At 35.8% G+C, this 16,539-nt stretch carries 15 protein-coding genes and 1 riboswitch; of the genes, 4 read left to right on the top strand and 11 right to left on the bottom strand.

What is annotated here, in order from left to right; all coding sequences use genetic code 11:
• Positions 1 to 17 precede the first annotated feature (17 nt).
• Entirely contained in the window at positions 18 to 431 is a 414-nt protein-coding gene (locus tag R4Z10_RS12395; protein ID WP_338469612.1) for a hypothetical protein, read from the bottom strand.
• Positions 432 to 819: 388 nt separating this feature from the next.
• Here R4Z10_RS12395 and cyoE point away from each other — a divergent pair, with 388 nt between their 5' ends.
• Positions 820 to 1,755: a heme o synthase gene (gene cyoE, locus R4Z10_RS12400; RefSeq protein WP_338469613.1), complete on the top strand. Its 936-nt coding sequence runs from the start codon at positions 820 to 822 to the stop codon at positions 1,753 to 1,755.
• A 55-nt stretch (positions 1,756 to 1,810) separates the two neighbouring features.
• On the opposite strand, the gene R4Z10_RS12405 is transcribed toward cyoE, so the two are convergent.
• From R4Z10_RS12405 to hprK, 3 genes are all read right to left on the bottom strand, one after another.
• Positions 1,811 to 2,929, bottom strand: a complete 1,119-nt coding sequence (locus R4Z10_RS12405; protein ID WP_338469614.1) for a hypothetical protein — start codon at positions 2,927 to 2,929, stop codon at positions 1,811 to 1,813.
• A gap of 457 nt (positions 2,930 to 3,386) precedes the next feature.
• Positions 3,387 to 4,154 (bottom strand): TatD family hydrolase, encoded by a 768-nt coding sequence (locus R4Z10_RS12410; protein WP_338473235.1) that lies wholly within the window; start codon positions 4,152 to 4,154, stop codon positions 3,387 to 3,389.
• 64 nt (positions 4,155 to 4,218) lie between these two features.
• On the bottom strand, positions 4,219 to 5,145 hold the full coding sequence (gene hprK / locus R4Z10_RS12415; protein WP_338469615.1) for an HPr(Ser) kinase/phosphatase: 927 nt from the start codon (positions 5,143 to 5,145) through the stop codon (positions 4,219 to 4,221).
• Positions 5,146 to 5,418: 273 nt separating this feature from the next.
• Between hprK and R4Z10_RS12420 the strand changes: the two genes are divergently transcribed.
• Positions 5,419 to 5,955 carry a hydrolase gene (locus R4Z10_RS12420; protein ID WP_338469616.1) on the top strand — a complete coding sequence of 179 codons (537 nt, stop codon included), beginning with the start codon at positions 5,419 to 5,421 and terminating at the stop codon, positions 5,953 to 5,955.
• 263 nt (positions 5,956 to 6,218) lie between these two features.
• On the opposite strand, the gene R4Z10_RS12425 is transcribed toward R4Z10_RS12420, so the two are convergent.
• Positions 6,219 to 7,430: a GNAT family N-acetyltransferase gene (locus R4Z10_RS12425; RefSeq protein ID WP_338469617.1), complete on the bottom strand. Its 1,212-nt coding sequence runs from the start codon at positions 7,428 to 7,430 to the stop codon at positions 6,219 to 6,221.
• Between the two features lie 437 nt (positions 7,431 to 7,867).
• Positions 7,868 to 8,986, bottom strand: a complete 1,119-nt coding sequence (locus tag R4Z10_RS12430) for a transposase (protein ID WP_338469618.1) — start codon at positions 8,984 to 8,986, stop codon at positions 7,868 to 7,870.
• Positions 8,987 to 9,508: 522 nt separating this feature from the next.
• On the opposite strand from R4Z10_RS12430, the gene R4Z10_RS12435 reads away from it, so the two are divergent.
• Both R4Z10_RS12435 and R4Z10_RS12440 read left to right on the top strand, forming a co-directional pair.
• The gene (locus R4Z10_RS12435; RefSeq protein WP_338469619.1) at positions 9,509 to 10,411 is read left to right on the top strand and encodes a DMT family transporter; all 903 of its coding nucleotides are present in this window, start codon (positions 9,509 to 9,511) and stop codon (positions 10,409 to 10,411) included.
• A gap of 78 nt (positions 10,412 to 10,489) precedes the next feature.
• A riboswitch (purine riboswitch) is annotated at positions 10,490 to 10,590 on the top strand.
• Between the two features lie 147 nt (positions 10,591 to 10,737).
• Positions 10,738 to 12,033 carry an NCS2 family permease gene (locus R4Z10_RS12440; protein ID WP_338469620.1) on the top strand — a complete coding sequence of 432 codons (1,296 nt, stop codon included), beginning with the start codon at positions 10,738 to 10,740 and terminating at the stop codon, positions 12,031 to 12,033.
• Between the two features lie 49 nt (positions 12,034 to 12,082).
• Here the strand turns inward: R4Z10_RS12440 and R4Z10_RS12445 are convergent, their stop codons facing one another.
• The 5 genes from R4Z10_RS12445 to R4Z10_RS12465 all read right to left on the bottom strand — a co-directional run bounded on the left by R4Z10_RS12445 (position 12,083) and on the right by R4Z10_RS12465 (position 16,530).
• Positions 12,083 to 12,736, bottom strand: a complete 654-nt coding sequence (locus tag R4Z10_RS12445; RefSeq protein ID WP_338473236.1) for a DsbA family oxidoreductase — start codon at positions 12,734 to 12,736, stop codon at positions 12,083 to 12,085.
• Positions 12,737 to 12,947: 211 nt separating this feature from the next.
• Entirely contained in the window at positions 12,948 to 13,559 is a 612-nt protein-coding gene (locus tag R4Z10_RS12450; protein ID WP_338469621.1) for a CoA pyrophosphatase, read from the bottom strand.
• A 438-nt stretch (positions 13,560 to 13,997) separates the two neighbouring features.
• Positions 13,998 to 14,741: a glucose 1-dehydrogenase gene (locus R4Z10_RS12455; RefSeq protein WP_338469622.1), complete on the bottom strand. Its 744-nt coding sequence runs from the start codon at positions 14,739 to 14,741 to the stop codon at positions 13,998 to 14,000.
• Between the two features lie 197 nt (positions 14,742 to 14,938).
• Positions 14,939 to 15,565, bottom strand: a complete 627-nt coding sequence (locus tag R4Z10_RS12460) for a cyclodeaminase/cyclohydrolase family protein (protein ID WP_338469623.1) — start codon at positions 15,563 to 15,565, stop codon at positions 14,939 to 14,941.
• A gap of 116 nt (positions 15,566 to 15,681) precedes the next feature.
• Positions 15,682 to 16,530: a bifunctional 5,10-methylenetetrahydrofolate dehydrogenase/5,10-methenyltetrahydrofolate cyclohydrolase gene (locus tag R4Z10_RS12465; protein WP_338469624.1), complete on the bottom strand. Its 849-nt coding sequence runs from the start codon at positions 16,528 to 16,530 to the stop codon at positions 15,682 to 15,684.
• Positions 16,531 to 16,539 lie beyond the last annotated feature (9 nt).

Genomic DNA, 16,539 nt, shown 5'->3' on the forward strand with positions numbered 1-16,539 from the left:
AAGCTGCCTGGCATCTCTTAGATTTCCCTGAACCCTTCACCAATGATACTTGAGTCCCCTCTTTTTACAGCAGATAATAAAGCTTGCTTAGAAATATTTTCCTTTTGCTCTACTAATGACGCACGTCCTTTATACACATATTTCTTTTTGAGGATTCTTTTTTTCTGATTATAGTACAACACAAAGCGTTTCAAAGGCAAATCGGAATTGGTATTAAACCAACGCAATTTAAAGGATGGTACGTCCTCCCATTCCTCAACAGACAGTATAACTCCTAGAGCTCTCAGTTGTTTATAATAAAACTCAGGAGTAAGTCGTACTTCTCTCTCCAATAAAAGTGATGGATCATCTATAATCGGCTGCTGCTTCAAAGTAATCCCTTCATTTTGTATCGTCTCTTCTAATTGTGAAAAACTTATCGTTGGTAACAATTTAAAATAACAACTCCTCACTATTATGCGTTTGCATTTCGTTCGTGTTGGCTTCTCTTTATCCGAGATTGATCTAAAAATTTTCTATAAATGTTTTCAATCTCTATTCATTATAATAATGAAATACAGACCGCTATTCAAGAAATAATCACTTTTTCACCCAATCGGTTATGTAAATTTTGAGATCGCCTTCTTTTATTATATTAATAAAATAATTCTTCATGGTAAATAAAAATGACTTTAAGCGGATTTAAGCCATATATTACTTAATGGATGAACTTTGTAATGGAAATAAAATGTTAATACCATTATAATGTTAGTAAAGATGTAAACTATTTATATAGTAATCAGAAAGTACTTAACTAGTTTTTAGCAGAGGAGACTAGAAATGAATAAACAGACAACTGTTTCTTATAGTGAACAAGTAAGTGGGAATTTATATGTCGAAAATAAAAAAAACATAAAAACATTCATCTTTGATTTTATTTATTTATTAAAAGGCTTTGTACTAGTAGCCAATGTATTTCCCGTGTTGGTAGGGTTTTGGTTGGCATTATCTTTCACTGGTACTACCTTGGTAAACGAACTGAGTTTATTCTTAAATACGATGATTGGAAGCACACTTGTGATTTCCGGAGCATTGATTCTAAATAATTGGTATGAAGTTGATTTAGATCAAGCGATGGAGCGGACAAAGAAGCGTCCAACTGTGACAGGCAGCTTTTCATTAAGATCCGTTCTGTTGATGGGAATTATTTTTACTCTTATCGGCTTTGTTTTTTTATTACAGACAACGAGTGAAGCAGTTATTTATTCATTAATCGGCTGGTTTACTTATGTTGTCCTTTATACGTTTTGGTCCAAACGGAAGTATGCAATGAATACAATTATTGGAGCTGTATCTGGAGCGGTTACTCCCTTAATTGGCTGGTCAGCACTAGTTCCAGGTAATCACGTCATTCCAATCACAGTAGCAATTGTTCTTTTTATTTGGCAAATGCCTCACACCTACTCCATTGCTATGCGAAGGTTTAATGATTATAAGCGGGCCGGGGTTGCTATGCTTCCAGTGTTATATGGCTTTGAAGTAACGAAGCGTCAAATTCTCGTCTATGTTGCTTGTTTACTTCCATTGCCTTTCTTCCTTTGGTCTCTTGGACCTGTTTTTTTAATAATTTCTACACTAATGAATCTTGGTTGGTTAGTACTCTCTATCCAAGGTCTTTATACAAAAAATGATGTAAAGTGGGCTAATGCAACCTTCATCTATTCAGTTAACTATATGATGATTCTTCTAGCCTTAATGATGATTGTTACTTGGTAAAGCTTAAGAGGTGCCAGGCACCATCCAAACCGGATGACGCCTGGCACCTCTTCCATTATAGAGCCCAACTTTTTAAGCGATTTATTCGTGTCACACAATCACGAATTCCTTTAATACTGATTTGTTCGTGGCTGAAAAATGGAGATGAAAGTAAGAGGACGTTTCGTTCTTTAGACAGTTTTATTTGGTAGAGTACATACTTTTCATTGTTTAATTGCCATAGGCTTATTTTTTTGATGTGATCTGTAAAACAGTTAAGTAATTTGTCTGTTATGTCACTTTCATATGTAATCAATAACTGCACATTGGGATGGTTTATTAGATTTTCTTTTATGAGGGAGATTCGTTCAGACCCAATTTCTTCTTCGTAGATTTTTGTCGAATCCCAAATTGCCTGATATGGCTCCATACTCATGATCGCTTTTTTGGGAAGCGGTCTAAACTTTCCGATAAAATGACTTGAATCTAGTTTACCTAATTTTTTTTCATGATATAAATATTGTTGTATGTTCTGATCAGTCGCCTTTTCCCCTGAAAATTCCTTTAAAAAGGCTGCCATATACATCCAAATATTTGAATTTCTACGAGATTCTAATGGGATTTCATATAACTCTTCCAGAACGAATTGAAAATCCATTTGTAAATTAAAATTTGAACGAAGCTTAAGACTTTCTTCCAAAGTTTTCGTTCGATTCTCCCATATTTCAGGTCCATCGTCTTCCATCTCTATAAACCAAATCGGTGCATTCAAATTACCATATCCGAGCCAGTTATACAAACAGGAATGGATAAGGTTTTCAGATATGGGACGAGTAATGATTTTTTGTGATTTATGTTTTTTAGTAATAAGGATTTTCTTTCGGATTGGTGAATTTAATGGATTCATAGAATTCATTGTTAATTGTATAATTTCATGTAATTCACTTTCAGTAAAATTTTTAATATTAATCCAGCCCCGAGAATCTAGTTTGTATCCATTCTTAATGATCGCTTGGGGATTGATGTATTTTCCGATCACATAGCCGTTCCCACTGGGGTGCAATTGGGTTGCGAGAATTTTGCCCCTCTGTTGACTCTTAGGATATTCATAATTCACCCTTTGATTGCTAATGGGCTTTTCTACTAAATCTTCATACGAATGAAAAACAGCCTTTTTTTGCTCAAAGCTCAGCACTATTCCACCTCCATCGTTCAGAATTGTCTATAAATTCATTGTAACATACGAAAGGTGCCAGGCACCACCCATTTTGACACCTAGCATTCGCTCCACTCACTTGTACTATATCTATAATCACTTCCTGTTTTGCTCCTTTGAAGAAGATCATGATATGAAAGCTTCTTGACACGATGTACCACACTCGCCTGAAACTACTTGTCACGACATAATTAATATTTGATTTATCATGTACGTTTTTATGTGCTACACACCATTTAGATATAAGAGACTGCCTGCCACTCCATTAATTAAAAGGGTTTATGAATGTAATTGAGGTTCAGAATTTAAAGCGTATTTGAGTCGCTCGGGATAAGCTAGGACGTTTCGAGGTTTATTTAAAATTCATGCAGCGTTTGATGATATTACTTTGAACATTAAGCCAAGAATTAAATGTAAGGTTCTAGGCACCTTACATTTAATTTAATTTATAGAAGTTTTTTGTGTTAGTATGAATTTCCTCCGCTGTGTCAATGATTGATAGACCTTTAATTTTGGAGATTTCAGCAATGGAATGACTCATCATATGAGGATGAGTCATTTTTCCTTTAAATGGGCCTTTAAATTCCCATGGTCCATCTGTTTCAACCATGATTTGTTCTAAAGGGTAGTTTTTTATTAACTGTTGAATTTTTTTCTTATAAACAATCTCAGGTGTAACTGATATGAAATATCCATTTTCCGCCATTCTTGTAATCGTCTTGTCATCCCCTTTAAACCAATGAAAGTGAGCTTTTGATACAGAATTCTTTTCTAAAAGGTCACATACTACCGGAGCATCCTCATAGACCGCATGCAGAACAATAGGTTTATTCCAGCTTTTTGCTAATTTGATAAACACCTCAAGGCATTCAAGGTATTGATTATACTGATACTTAGAAATTTTTCCGTTTTGCCTTAAATAGTATGGCAAACCTACTTCTCCGACTGCAATCATTTCTGCTTGATGCTGTTCCATCCATTGAATCAGAGTATTCTTCTCCTGCTCTGTCGGCAAGCTTTGCTCAGGGTGAAAGCCAAATGCTGATCGTATCTTATCGAATTTATTTGATAATTGGAGATTACGTTTACATGATTCTAAATTACTGGAAACCGTAATGAACTCTGTGATTTCTTCATCGCTTGCCATCATCCACTCGATTTCACTATCTTTATATTGATCCAGGTGAATATGAGCATCTATCATTCTCAACTTCTATTTCCTCCTAAGTAACAACTTCATCCATTCACTGAATTACTTGACTTGAAATTCAAAACTTCTCGAACTCAGCTTCTAAGCGACTATAGAAGTCTTCAGCTGCGCTGTATCCTTGTTGCCTTAAAAACCAGTTGTTTGCAGCCGCTTCAATTAGTCCGGCTACATCTCGTCCAGGCTGAAGTTGAATTTCCATTGAAGGAATTTTAATGCCTAAATAATCGGTATATTTCGGCTCCTGCTCTAAATCATTATACAAGGCATTTTTTTCCCATTTAGTTAAAAGGATTTCAAGCGCTATTCGAGTTTCGTTTTGAAATGCCTTTTGTCCATAAGAGCGAACGACATTAAGTAAACCGATACTTCGTAATGCTAGAAATTCTTTCGTTTTCTCGTCATGTGTCCCAAGGAGCGTTTGAGCACTAAGCTTTTTTAACACTACAATATCATCGGCTACTAGGCGATGACCACGGCCAATCAATGTGTGAGCGGTTTCACTTTTCCCTACACCAGAATCCCCCCGAATCAAAATACCTATTCCATAAACATTGACACAAACGCCATGTACAGCAATTTGAGGAGCTAACTCCTTAACCATGAATGCATCCAATTTAGCCATGAAGTTTGTCGTATTAGTCGGTTCATTTGTTAACAGCAAAGGAATATTATGTTCTCTACAATGATGCGTCAAATAAGTCAGTCCTTCTTCACCTGCTGTGACAATAAAACACGGTGGATGATATCCGACAATATTGCCAATTCGAGTTTTTCGTTCCTCATGACTTAATTTATGCAAATACGTCACTTCTTTAGTTCCTAATATTTGAACCCGTTCAGTTGGAAAGAAATCAAAATGTCCGACAAATTCCAATCCTGGACGATGAGATCTCGGCTGCGTAATTTCCCTATATAGTTGGTTTTCCCCTACTAACACCTTTAATGAGAATCTATTAACTAATTGTTCTATTGTTAACCTTTTCATTATTATTTTCTCCATTCCTCGTTATCTAATGAAATTTATTTAATTATACTTAATAATTGTAAGAACATCATTAAAAAAGTGCTCGGCACCTGTAAATTTGGAAAATACCTAGCACATAATCAAAGATTTAAAGCACTGCCTCTATTATATTTGAAATAGGTGCCTTACACCATCCTAATTGTTGAAGTCCAGAACCTTTACTCAAGCAGGAATAAGCACCCACATTAAGTTATAATTGATCTAGGAATCACTATAAAGAAAGGAGTACAGACTATGTTTAAAATTGAGGAAGCATGTTTAGTAGTTATAGATATTCAAGGGAAGTTAGCTAACATTGTTGAAGAAAGCGAAAAAATGATTGATAATACAACAAAACTGGTACAAGCAATGAATGCCCTTAATGTACCCATTATTTGGATTGAACAAAATCCGACTCGCTTAGGAAGCACTACAGAACAAATTGCCCAATATATGAAGGGTCAACCGATTAGAAAAATGACTTTTAATGGATGTCTTGATAAAGAAGTTCTAGATGCGATTAAAGCAAGCGGCAGAAAACAATTTATTCTTACAGGAATTGAAACCCATATATGCGTATATCAAACAGGCCGTTCGCTCAAAGAACAAGGTTATGAAGTTGAAATTGTAGTTGATGCAGTAGCCTCACGTACTAAAGCAAATAAAGAAATCGGTCTAACTAAAATGCAAGCCCTTAATATCTTGCCAACTAGCACAGAAATGATCATATATGAACTACTTCAAACGGGTGAGCATGATCAGTTTAAAACGCTTTTGAAATTGATAAAGTGAAACTTCCATCAATAGGAGTTTCTTTCATACCCCACTGATGGAAAGCTTAAGACCAGAGCTTACAGGTTTTCTAGACGTTGCCCAAGCGTAGTTAGTCTGTGTTCATTATTTCGTCGCTAAGCGTGTAGTTGAATCCCCACTCCCCTTACTTTTCTTATACCAAAACTTGAGGTGTAGGTCTTACTGACAGTTGAGCCTGATTAAATAAGGTATGGTGCCAGTCACCTTCTATATGATAAAAGGCGTCTGGCACTCTCTATTGCTTAAAAATAATCGGAAAAATAAGGGGTCTCCCTGCCAATTAAGTTCTCTAACCGATCAATTATATCACTGTCCCCTTGTAATCGCCCAATCTCTGCTAAATAGGTAGGCCTTTTATAACTTAGTAACATTGTGGTCAAAGTCTGGATATCTAATGAGGCTTGCGGAATTCCTTCACTCGGCCACAGTTTACCTTCACCTGATTCAGAGACATACAAAGTAAAATTACCACTGTTCCAGTCTGCCATAGGATCTTCTAGTTGGAATGTAATTTTTGTTTCAGTACCTATTTTTTGAAAAGGATATTGAGCTATAAATTGCTCAACATCTATAATCCTGGCCATATAATAAGGCGCGATCGTTTCTTTAATATCTCCGTCATCTAACCAGAAAGCTAGCGGTTCGTCCGTAAAGGTATTTCCTACTACTCTTGACACCATCGAAAAGTGTGCACTGACAAAGTTCCAAAGGCCATTTCTAGCCTCTTGATTCAAATAAACCATATCTTTAATATGTAGTACATCTTTAGAAATCCAGTATAATAAGTACCCTTGAGGGTCAGGGGATTTATCATAATACACAGCAGCTGTTAGTTCTTCCAAATCCCATCTCCAATATTCATCCCATGCTAACTCATTGCGAATCATAGCTGCATGCTTTTTGATGGAAAAACGCTTATAAACAAATCGTATATCCTGGTGTTCCGTATGTAATCTTTCAACATAGCCAGAAACTGGCTTCGAATGAGGCAACTGAAAATCTCTTATTTCGAACGTCATTTTATCCGAAATAATTTCCCAGCCCTTTCGACGGTAAAACGGAAGAGAATAAGGAAATAAATATGAAATAGACTGCTTTTTCGCACGCATATCTTCTAAAGCACGTTTCAATAGCTTTTTCATAAGTCCCATATTGGCAAATTCAGGATAGGTTCCAACTCCTGTCAGTCCACCCATGTCAAAAATCTGCCCAAAAATATTGACTTGAAATGGATAAACGGCTAACTGTGAAATTAATTTTTCTTCATCAAACCAGCCCAATACATCCGCCTCTTGCAGTACAGGTAGCTTAGCTAAGGCAATTTCCCTCTCTTCCCATCCAACCCGCTGCAGATCTTTATTTGTTACTTGAAAAACATAACGTAACAGTTCATTAAATTGCTTTAAATGTTTCGGTTCAACCCTTTTCATTTCGAGCCTTTCCAATCGACTCATACAAATAACCTCCAAAAGGGAATTTTCTCACTAAAATTTTATATTAGTTTTTGCGTACAATTCATTTTTATACAATGATACAACCGTTATCTAACAACTAACCGATGGTGCATGAACCTCCCCCACCTAACCATTCGGTTTGAGGAGGGGGTTTCTTGTCCTAAGGAATAGACGAGTCGAAACGAAGCAATGCTTCTAGTGTCAGCAACACCTCCAACCTAACTACCCTCTGACAGATAAGAGTGTTCACCCTTATCTAGTGGTGCTTTCGTTAGATGTTTCGAAGGCAGCCAACTCCCACCGTAAGCAACATGCACGTTTCCCAACGCACAAGGGGCGGTTCTGCCCGTCTACTAACGTCCTTTTGGTCAACTACCCCAAAGTTACAGGTCGTAGATACGTTGCACGCTTAATAGGGAAATAGATCATTTTCCCTATTAAGCGTGCAACTCTTTTGTTAAGATATTACTTGCACCATGAATATCACGATGCTCCTTGTATCCGCATTTACATGTATAGTTTCTCGCTTTTGCTTTTTTGCGGTTTCCGCAGACAGGACATGTCTGGGATGTATAGGATTCATCCACCTTTTCAATCATGATCCCTTTTGCCTTTAATTTGTATGTCAATATATCGTGTACTTTTCCAAAAGACCAATTGGATAATTTTTGATTTGTTTCTTTTCGCTTCTTCTTTTTCGTCTTTCGTTGAACACCTTCGGGGTTTCCTAGTACAACGTGTTTAACGTCATGCTCCATACACCAATTAACGAAGTCTTTAGTAGTTTTATGCAGAGCATCTTCTAATTGAGATTGGCTTTTGGATAATACGTAACGTTTAGCACGATTGTATTTTTTCCATTGACGACTTCCTTTTTTACAGCGACTCATGAGAATTTGCAGTTCCTTTAATTTCTTGCTTCTTAACTGATGGATGCTTCTCATATATCTTCCTGTAATGATACAATTATCCCCTTTTTCTGTTACACTAGCGATCGTATGAATTTCACCAGGATCAATACTTGCTGTAACGCCATCCTCTATTTGTTTCGGTTCGACCCCATCATCGTAGGAAAGACAGGCATACCACTTTCGATTATAGACTAACTCGACTTCTTTAATCGATTCCGCAGGAACCTGATTCAACTGAATACGCAGAGGTTTTTGTCTTTTCCCCTTCCAATTCCCCAGCGAAAGAATCAGTGTTTTTCCCTTAATCGAGAATGAATTATCTACCCATTTAGGATTGAACACAAATTTAAGTTTCCAAGGATATCGGATGTTTTTGTGGCCCTTTTTCCTTGCCTCTCTTGTCCCTTCTCTTGCGGCTAAAAATTTATGGGCTACAGCTTGTATCGTTTGACTGTGAAGGGGGTACAGACGTTTTAATTCTTTTTGCAGTTCGGTTTGTGTAATCCACTTATTCCCCAATCGATAATAATAACGGGCCAGTTCGACACAATCATTCCATATGGTGCCACTTAATCTACGAATATCGAATAATTGCTGAATCGTTGTATGACTAGCCCGAAACGGAGTTTTTAAGGTTCGATACATGTTCCCACCTCCCAACATTTGGTATATATCCATTATAACAAACAGAACATGTGTTTGTCTAAAGTTTCAAATATTTATAGGGAAAAAGATTGCCGGGATATGAAGTAGGAAAGGTCGAAAAATGAAAAATACGGAGAGCAGGCTTTACAGGGACAAGCATGGCAATTACATCACGTATCCTGGTAAGTCATACAAACAGATCAATCTGAAGGATTGCGAGCTTCCCTATCACAGAAATAATTGGCAATATGTTGAGAATCTTTTGGCTATGGCCTAACCGAAATTCATCTCCCACCTACTCACTGTCGCTCCTTGAGGATGGCAGACTTCTTTTGGAAATCCGTTAAATCTCAAAGGTTTACATTTCTTTATTTAATAATATAATAGAAATGGAGAAAATGTTTCGAAGTTTAAAAGCTGCGATTTACGTAGCAGGTGGATTTTTAAGTTAGGTTAACTTTTTCGCCACTCACCTCTATTAGAGATGAGTGGTTTTATTTCGTCCTATAAAGGAGGGTTTATATGGGACTTTGGAAATATGCTCTTCTTGTTTTTATTGGTGGATGTTCCTATGGTGTGGTTTCAACCTTTGTTAAATTGGCGTATGATCTTGGGTTTAGTGTAAATAATGTCACAGGTTCTCAATATTTTTTTGGGGCTGTTATGCTCTGGATAACTACATTAACTTTGCGAAAATGGAATCGATTATCTCTTAAACAATGGCTCATTTTGCTTGTCAGTGGAATTCCTATGGGAGCAACAGGGATTTTTTATAACCAATCTCTTCAGTATGTTGATGCTTCATTAGCTATTATTCTATTATTACAGCTTACTTGGATCGGCATCGTTTTACAGTATGTTTTCGAGCGAAAGAAACCATCAAAAAAGAACTTAATTGCAACAGTGATTATTCTTATCGGATCTGTACTAGCTTCTAATATACTAATGAATACAATTACAATCTCATGGATAGGTGTTGGTTGGGGGCTTTTATCTGGATTATCCTTTGCCACTTTTATTTATGTGAGTGGAAAAGCCACGATCCCCGTTCATCCGATCAAAAAGAGTGCTATTATGTGTACAGGTGGCGCCCTTTTCATTTTTATTTTCATGCCGCCAACATTCCTGACAAATGGATCTCTAATAAACGGACTGCTTCCATACGCCCTATATTTTGCTTTGTTTGGATCTCTCCTTCCTCCATTGTTGTTTAATATTGGAATGCCGAAAATTGGTAGCGCATTGGGGAATATTTTGAGCGCATCTGAACTTCCAACAGCTGTCTTTATGTCAACATTCGTTCTAAAAGAGCAAGTAACACCATTTCAATGGATCGGCGTTATCACCATTTTAATCGGAATCGCCTACCCGACTCTTCGAAAATCTGTTCTTGTTCAACTAAAAGAATTAAAAAATAATGAGTAAATGATACAAGGCCAAACTCCCTCCTAAAGCTATTAGGAGTCTATTGACTATTGCTTTTTCCTTTGCTATTATAACTTCATTATTTAATTGTATATTCCTTGTATAAGTTTAAGAATATGGCTTAAACGTTTCTACCAGCCACCATAAATGGCTTGTCTACAAGGTTATTAAAATAGTGTACTATTTTTATATCCTTGTAGAAACTTTGGCTGTTATCGTAGTCAAAGTTTTTTTCATTTCTTTCAAACATCATAAAGTCAAAAAGAACGTGGGAACATAAATAGAGCTATTCTCCGTTTGATTTTGCAAAAGGAGAGATAAACACCATGAAAAACTTTTTTCAATTTACAGCAAGAGGTACATCTTATAAACAAGAAACCCTTGCAGGGATCACAACCTTTCTTTCTGTTGCTTATATTTTAATCGTAAACCCTCTTATCCTTAGCCAATCAGGAATGGATCAAGGGGCTGTTTTTACAGCAACAGCTTTAACAGCTATTATAGGTTCCTTATTAATTGGACTGCTTGCAAATTATCCGATTGCGATTGCTCCAAGTATGGGGTTGAATTCATTTTTTACTTTTTCTGTGTGTATTGGAATGGGAATCGCATGGGAAGTAGCATTAACAGGTGTTTTTATTGCCGGTATTATTTTTATGCTTTTAAGTGTAATGAAAATTAGGGAAAAAATTATCAATGCAATTCCTGAAGACATCAAGCATGCGATTGCTGCTGGTATTGGTTTTTTTATTGCTTTTATTGGATTTAAAAATGCTGGTATTATTGTTGGTAACCCAGATACATTTGTCTCTATTGGTGATTTGACTTCAACTGGGACTGCATTAGCTGTTGTGGGGCTGATCATTACAATTGCAATGTTAGTCCGGGGGATAAATGGTGCTATTTTTTATGGCATGGTTATCACCACTATCATTGGGATGATCATCGGATTTATTCAAATACCAACTTCCATTGTAGGATCCATTCCGAGTCTTGAACCAACTTTTGGTGTTGTATTTATGAACTTAGACCAAATATTTTCACCACAGGTACTTGCTGTTATTTTTACATTTTTATTTGTGGCATTTTTTGATACAGCAGGTTCTTTAATTGCTCTTACCAGTCAAGCAGGGATTATGAAAAATAATGAAATACCGAAAATTGGACGGGCCCTCCTAGCTGATTCTGCTGCTGGTGCTATCGGTGCGATTCTAGGAACGTCAACACCAGCTACTAGTGTTGAATCCTCTTCAGGCATCGCTGTTGGAGGTAGAACTGGTTTTACATCAATTATTATTGCCCTTTGTTTTGCGGTTGCTTTATTCTTTTCTCCAATTCTTTCTGTTATTACAACAGAAGTAACTGCCCCAGCTTTAATTATTGTTGGTGCTTTAATGGCGATGGATTTGAAAAATATTAACTGGAATAAGATTGAAATAGTCATTCCTGCCTTTTTAACCATTATTATGATGCCTTTGACATCAAGTGTAGCCATGGGATTAGCGTTTGGCTTTATCCTGTATCCATTATCACTCATTGCACAAAAACGTTTTAAAGAAATACATCCAATTATGTACATTCTTGGATTGTTGTTTATTATATATTTCATTTTTATTGTATAAAAACAGTGCCAGTCACTTCTTTCGAATTGAAAGTAACTGGCACTTTTATTTATTTTTTCGGTATTTCACAACCGTCATCATCACAGTTCAGACCATCTTGATTGTTTAAGACGACAAGCTTATCCTCTGCAATTACTTTTTGTAATGCTTGTACAAATGTCTCTGTTGGTTGAGCACCTGTTAAAGCATATTTTTTATTAATAAGAAAGAATGGAACACTAGAAATACCATACTGTCGTGCAGTTTGTTGATCATTACGTACAGCATCTGCCATTTCATCGCTTGCTAACATACTTTTAACTTCTTCCTGATCAAGACCAATCTCAACAGCCAATTCAGTTAGTGTCTCATGATCTCCGATGTGCTTGGATTCCGTAAAATACGCTTGCAAGATTCGCTCAGTCATTTCTTTCATTAAACCTTTTGTTTTGGCATACATAGTTAAACGATGGGCATCAAAAGTGTTCGTTAATATTAACGTATCCATTTGATAATCTAAACCCACCTCTTTTGCCATATTTACGACGTTTTGAATATTTGCTTTTGCTTGCGCAATACTCATCCCATATTTATTAGCTAAACTTTCATACATGTTTTCTTTAACATCTTTTCCCATTGTTGGATCCAATTCATAGCATCGATACGTTACCTCGATTGGATGATCAATTTGTTTTAACGCGTCTTCCAGACGTCGCTTGCCAATATAGCAAAATGGTCAAGCAAAGTCAGTCCACATTTCAATATGCATTTATAATACCTCCTAGTGAATCAATCATTCATTATTATACGAGACAAAGCTTCATTTTACACATATTATGCTCTAACACTAGTCATAAAACAAAAGATAATAGATATTATTCTAGAAATCTTGAAATAATTAACGACAGCCACTTGGACTGTCGTTAATTGATTTCTTATAAATAAGTATCGTTTTCTAATAACGATAAAAAGTATGTTAAAATTCTTGCTGTCAATCCCCAAATTACTTTGTCATTATATTGATAAAAATATTGATCCATGAAGCGTTCGCTCCATTTATAATCCTTTCCACCAATTAAATCATAAGGAAAGTCTTCTTCAGGTACAGTTTTATAATAAACTCGTGATATTTTCGGGGAAGTTTCTCTTAAAAAGTCAAGAGGAACAGTAAATACAGATTCTACTTCATCCTCATTCGGTATAATTGAGTTAATATCCTTGATTTTTCCAATATTTAAATAAAGAATCTGATTTTGTGGGGTAGTAATCGTATCTAATGGAAGAACATCTTCAATGTCTTCTTCTTGAATTCCCAATTCCTCAACTGTTTCTCGAATCGCACTGTGTTGCGGATTGAGATCTTCTTTTTCAATTTTACCACCTGGAAAACAAATTTGTCCTGGATTTCTACGTAAGTTCATCGAACGTATTTCAAATAAAATATGAGTTTCATTATCTACTTCTACGAGCGGCAATAGTATGGAATACTTTGTAGAATTAATATTATTACTTTGTTTTAATTTTTCATACACCCTTGCGATTTTCAACCCCACCATCTCCTTTACTAGAATATAGGGTGTTAAGCCATCATTCAATTTGGTAAGTAATAAGACTAAAAAATCAATTGATGGCTCCTGAATCTTTTCCTAATTCTTCCTCAAGCCTTTTGGAAAATTATGTACTCTTTAATGAATCTCTCTTAATGGCTGATTTATAGGATTATAACTTACACAAATTAAAAGATTCACTTTATGTATTATTAAACAAGCCCTATAAAAATACCTTTTTGTTGGAGATATTTTTACTATTGCTAATGGATGAATCATGTAAAATAAAAATTTATTGACTCTTTAACAAGCCGTGATTATAATAATTATATTGATAAAATAAAAAAGCCCCGATTTAATATTTATGTCGGGACTGTTGAAAAACTTATTTCACTGAATACATTTTATTTATAATACTTACACAAATGTAGACTTTTATTATTGTGCTGTATATCCGCCATCCACTAATAAGCTGGCACCTGTAACAAATGACGATTCATCACTTGCAAGGAATAGTACGCAATTTGCAATCTCATCTGGTTCCCCAAGGCGTCTAGCTGGTACCAAGGATACTAATTGGTCAATGATTTCTTTTGGCGTATTATCTAAGATTGGAGTATTAACATATCCTGGACATACTGAGTTGATTCTAATACCTCTGTTTGCGTAAGTAACGGCAGCTGCACGAGTCATATTCACTACTCCACCCTTAGCTGCAGCATAGGCAGAAACAGACATTTGACCAACATGACCTAGGATGGATGCACAGTTTATGATAGAACCATTACCAGTTTTTTCCATCTCCGGAATTGCGTATTTGTTGCAAAGGAATACACCAGTAAGATCGACACTAATCGTCTGGTTCCATTCATCAAGTGTACAACAATCAAGATCTTGCATGTCACCAACACCCGCATTAGCAAATAAAACATCTAGCTTTCCATACGTGTCAACGGTTTCCTTAACTAGGTTTTTAACATCTTCCTCTTTAGAAACGTCTGTACGAACAAAGTGGGCTTCTCCGCCTTCTGCTTTAATGTCTTCTACTAGTTTGATTCCCTTTTCTGCATTACGAGCAGCAATAACAACTTTAGCACCTTCCTTCGCAAATAAACGAACTGTGCTTTCCCCAATTCCAAATGTTCCACCAGTAATAATGGCCACTTTTCCATCTAAACGCATCGTACATTCCTCCATTTATAAAATATAGTGAAGTAATTGTCTTTCACAAACCCAAAAAATCAAGATCTTATTAAAAAACATTCATGTTTATATCTTCTAGACTATTAATCAATTATTAAATAGCAATTTTTTTTAATAATAGAACCCGCTAGATTAGAGTAAAATATGCGGGTTCTTATGTACACGATTAACTACCCTTATTTTGTAAGAGTTTGTTCAACTTGCTTATAGATCTCATCAGCCTTTGTTAATCCTATTTTTTCAATCTCAAATAACTCATTTTCTACTTTAGTTTTTAATTCTTGATCTTTTAACATGTTTGTGTTAATTAATACGTTTAATTTGGCTCCTTGTAAAGCAGCTTTACAGAAGATGACCCCCACACCAACATCACTAATGACTAGACGAGAGCCTTTTTTTGCATATTCCTCATGTAAATTAATCGCCTCTAAACACAATTTAGCAATTTCTAAAGGTACATATGTCGCATCTACAAGAACTTCTTGTAAAACCTCATCTTTTTTTCGCTTCTCTTCCTCAGTCGATGAAGGTAAACCATATGCTTGTGATAGCGGATAGAAAACTTCTGCGTCTTTACTTACTAGACTTTTGAATTTTTCAATAATGTCTTCTCCCTTTTTGAGAAGCTCAATGATATCCTCTTCAACATCTTTATATTTCTTTTTTCCTACAGTTAAGTTTCCAACCATACTTCCAAGTGCCATACCAAGGGCTCCAACATATGCGCTAGCGCCTCCACCACCTGGTACTGGTGCTTTAGATGCAAGTTCATCTATAAATTGATTGCTGCTTTTATTAAGCATCATACTACCTCCTAAAAAAATATATCGAATAAAGGAGGAAGGTATCCAATTAAAATCGAATACCTTCCAAATGTGTTTATAATTTCTCGTTAAGCTAAAACAGGATCTTTTTAATTTTAGATGGAATTTTCACAAGCTTTTACAACATGTTCTAATAAAATAGTTGTTGTGATAAGTCCAACCCCACCTGTAGGAGGTGTCAGAGCTTTGACATGATCAATGACTTCATCATAATCAACATCACCACAAATTTTACCATTTCCATCATCATTGATGCCGACATCAATAACAACTTGATCAGCACTAAAATACTCTTTACCCATAAACTTTGCTTTACCAATTGCTGCAACAACAATGTCAGCTTTTGATGTAACTGCTGGCATATCTTTCGTTCTTGAATGGCAAATCGTTACGGTTGCATTTTCATCTAAAAGCAACATGGATAGTGGTTTACCAACAACAAGACTACGACCTGCTACTGCAATATTTGCTCCATTTAATGGAATGTCATAATGTTTTAGTACTTCGATTACTGCTTTTGGTGTACATGGTGCAAATCCAGTGCTGTTTCCTTCAAAAACTTTTTCTAGATTGATCGGAGACATACAATCAATATCTTTCGCCGGATCAATTAAGTTGCGAACAACTTCTGGATCAAGATGGTCTGGTAAAGGTCTGAAAATCATAATACCATGAACATCTTTATCACTGTTTCCTTTTTCAAAAACTTCTTTTAACTCATCCATTGTAACAGTCACTGGAAGTTCCAATACATTAGTTTTAATGTTTAGGCGTTCACAGTTCTTTAAGATGCTTCTTTCATAAGAAAGATCATCTTCACGGGCTCCAACCCGAATTAATTGAAGGGTTGGAGTCACACCGTTTCCGTTTAATTTTTCTACTCTTGATAAAATATTTTCTCTAAGCGATTCAACGACTGGTTTTCCAGCTAATCTTTCACCCATGTTGTAAAA

The organism is Niallia sp. XMNu-256 (assembly GCF_036670015.1).
Taxonomy (GTDB): Bacteria; Bacillota; Bacilli; order Bacillales; family Cytobacillaceae; genus Bacillus_BD.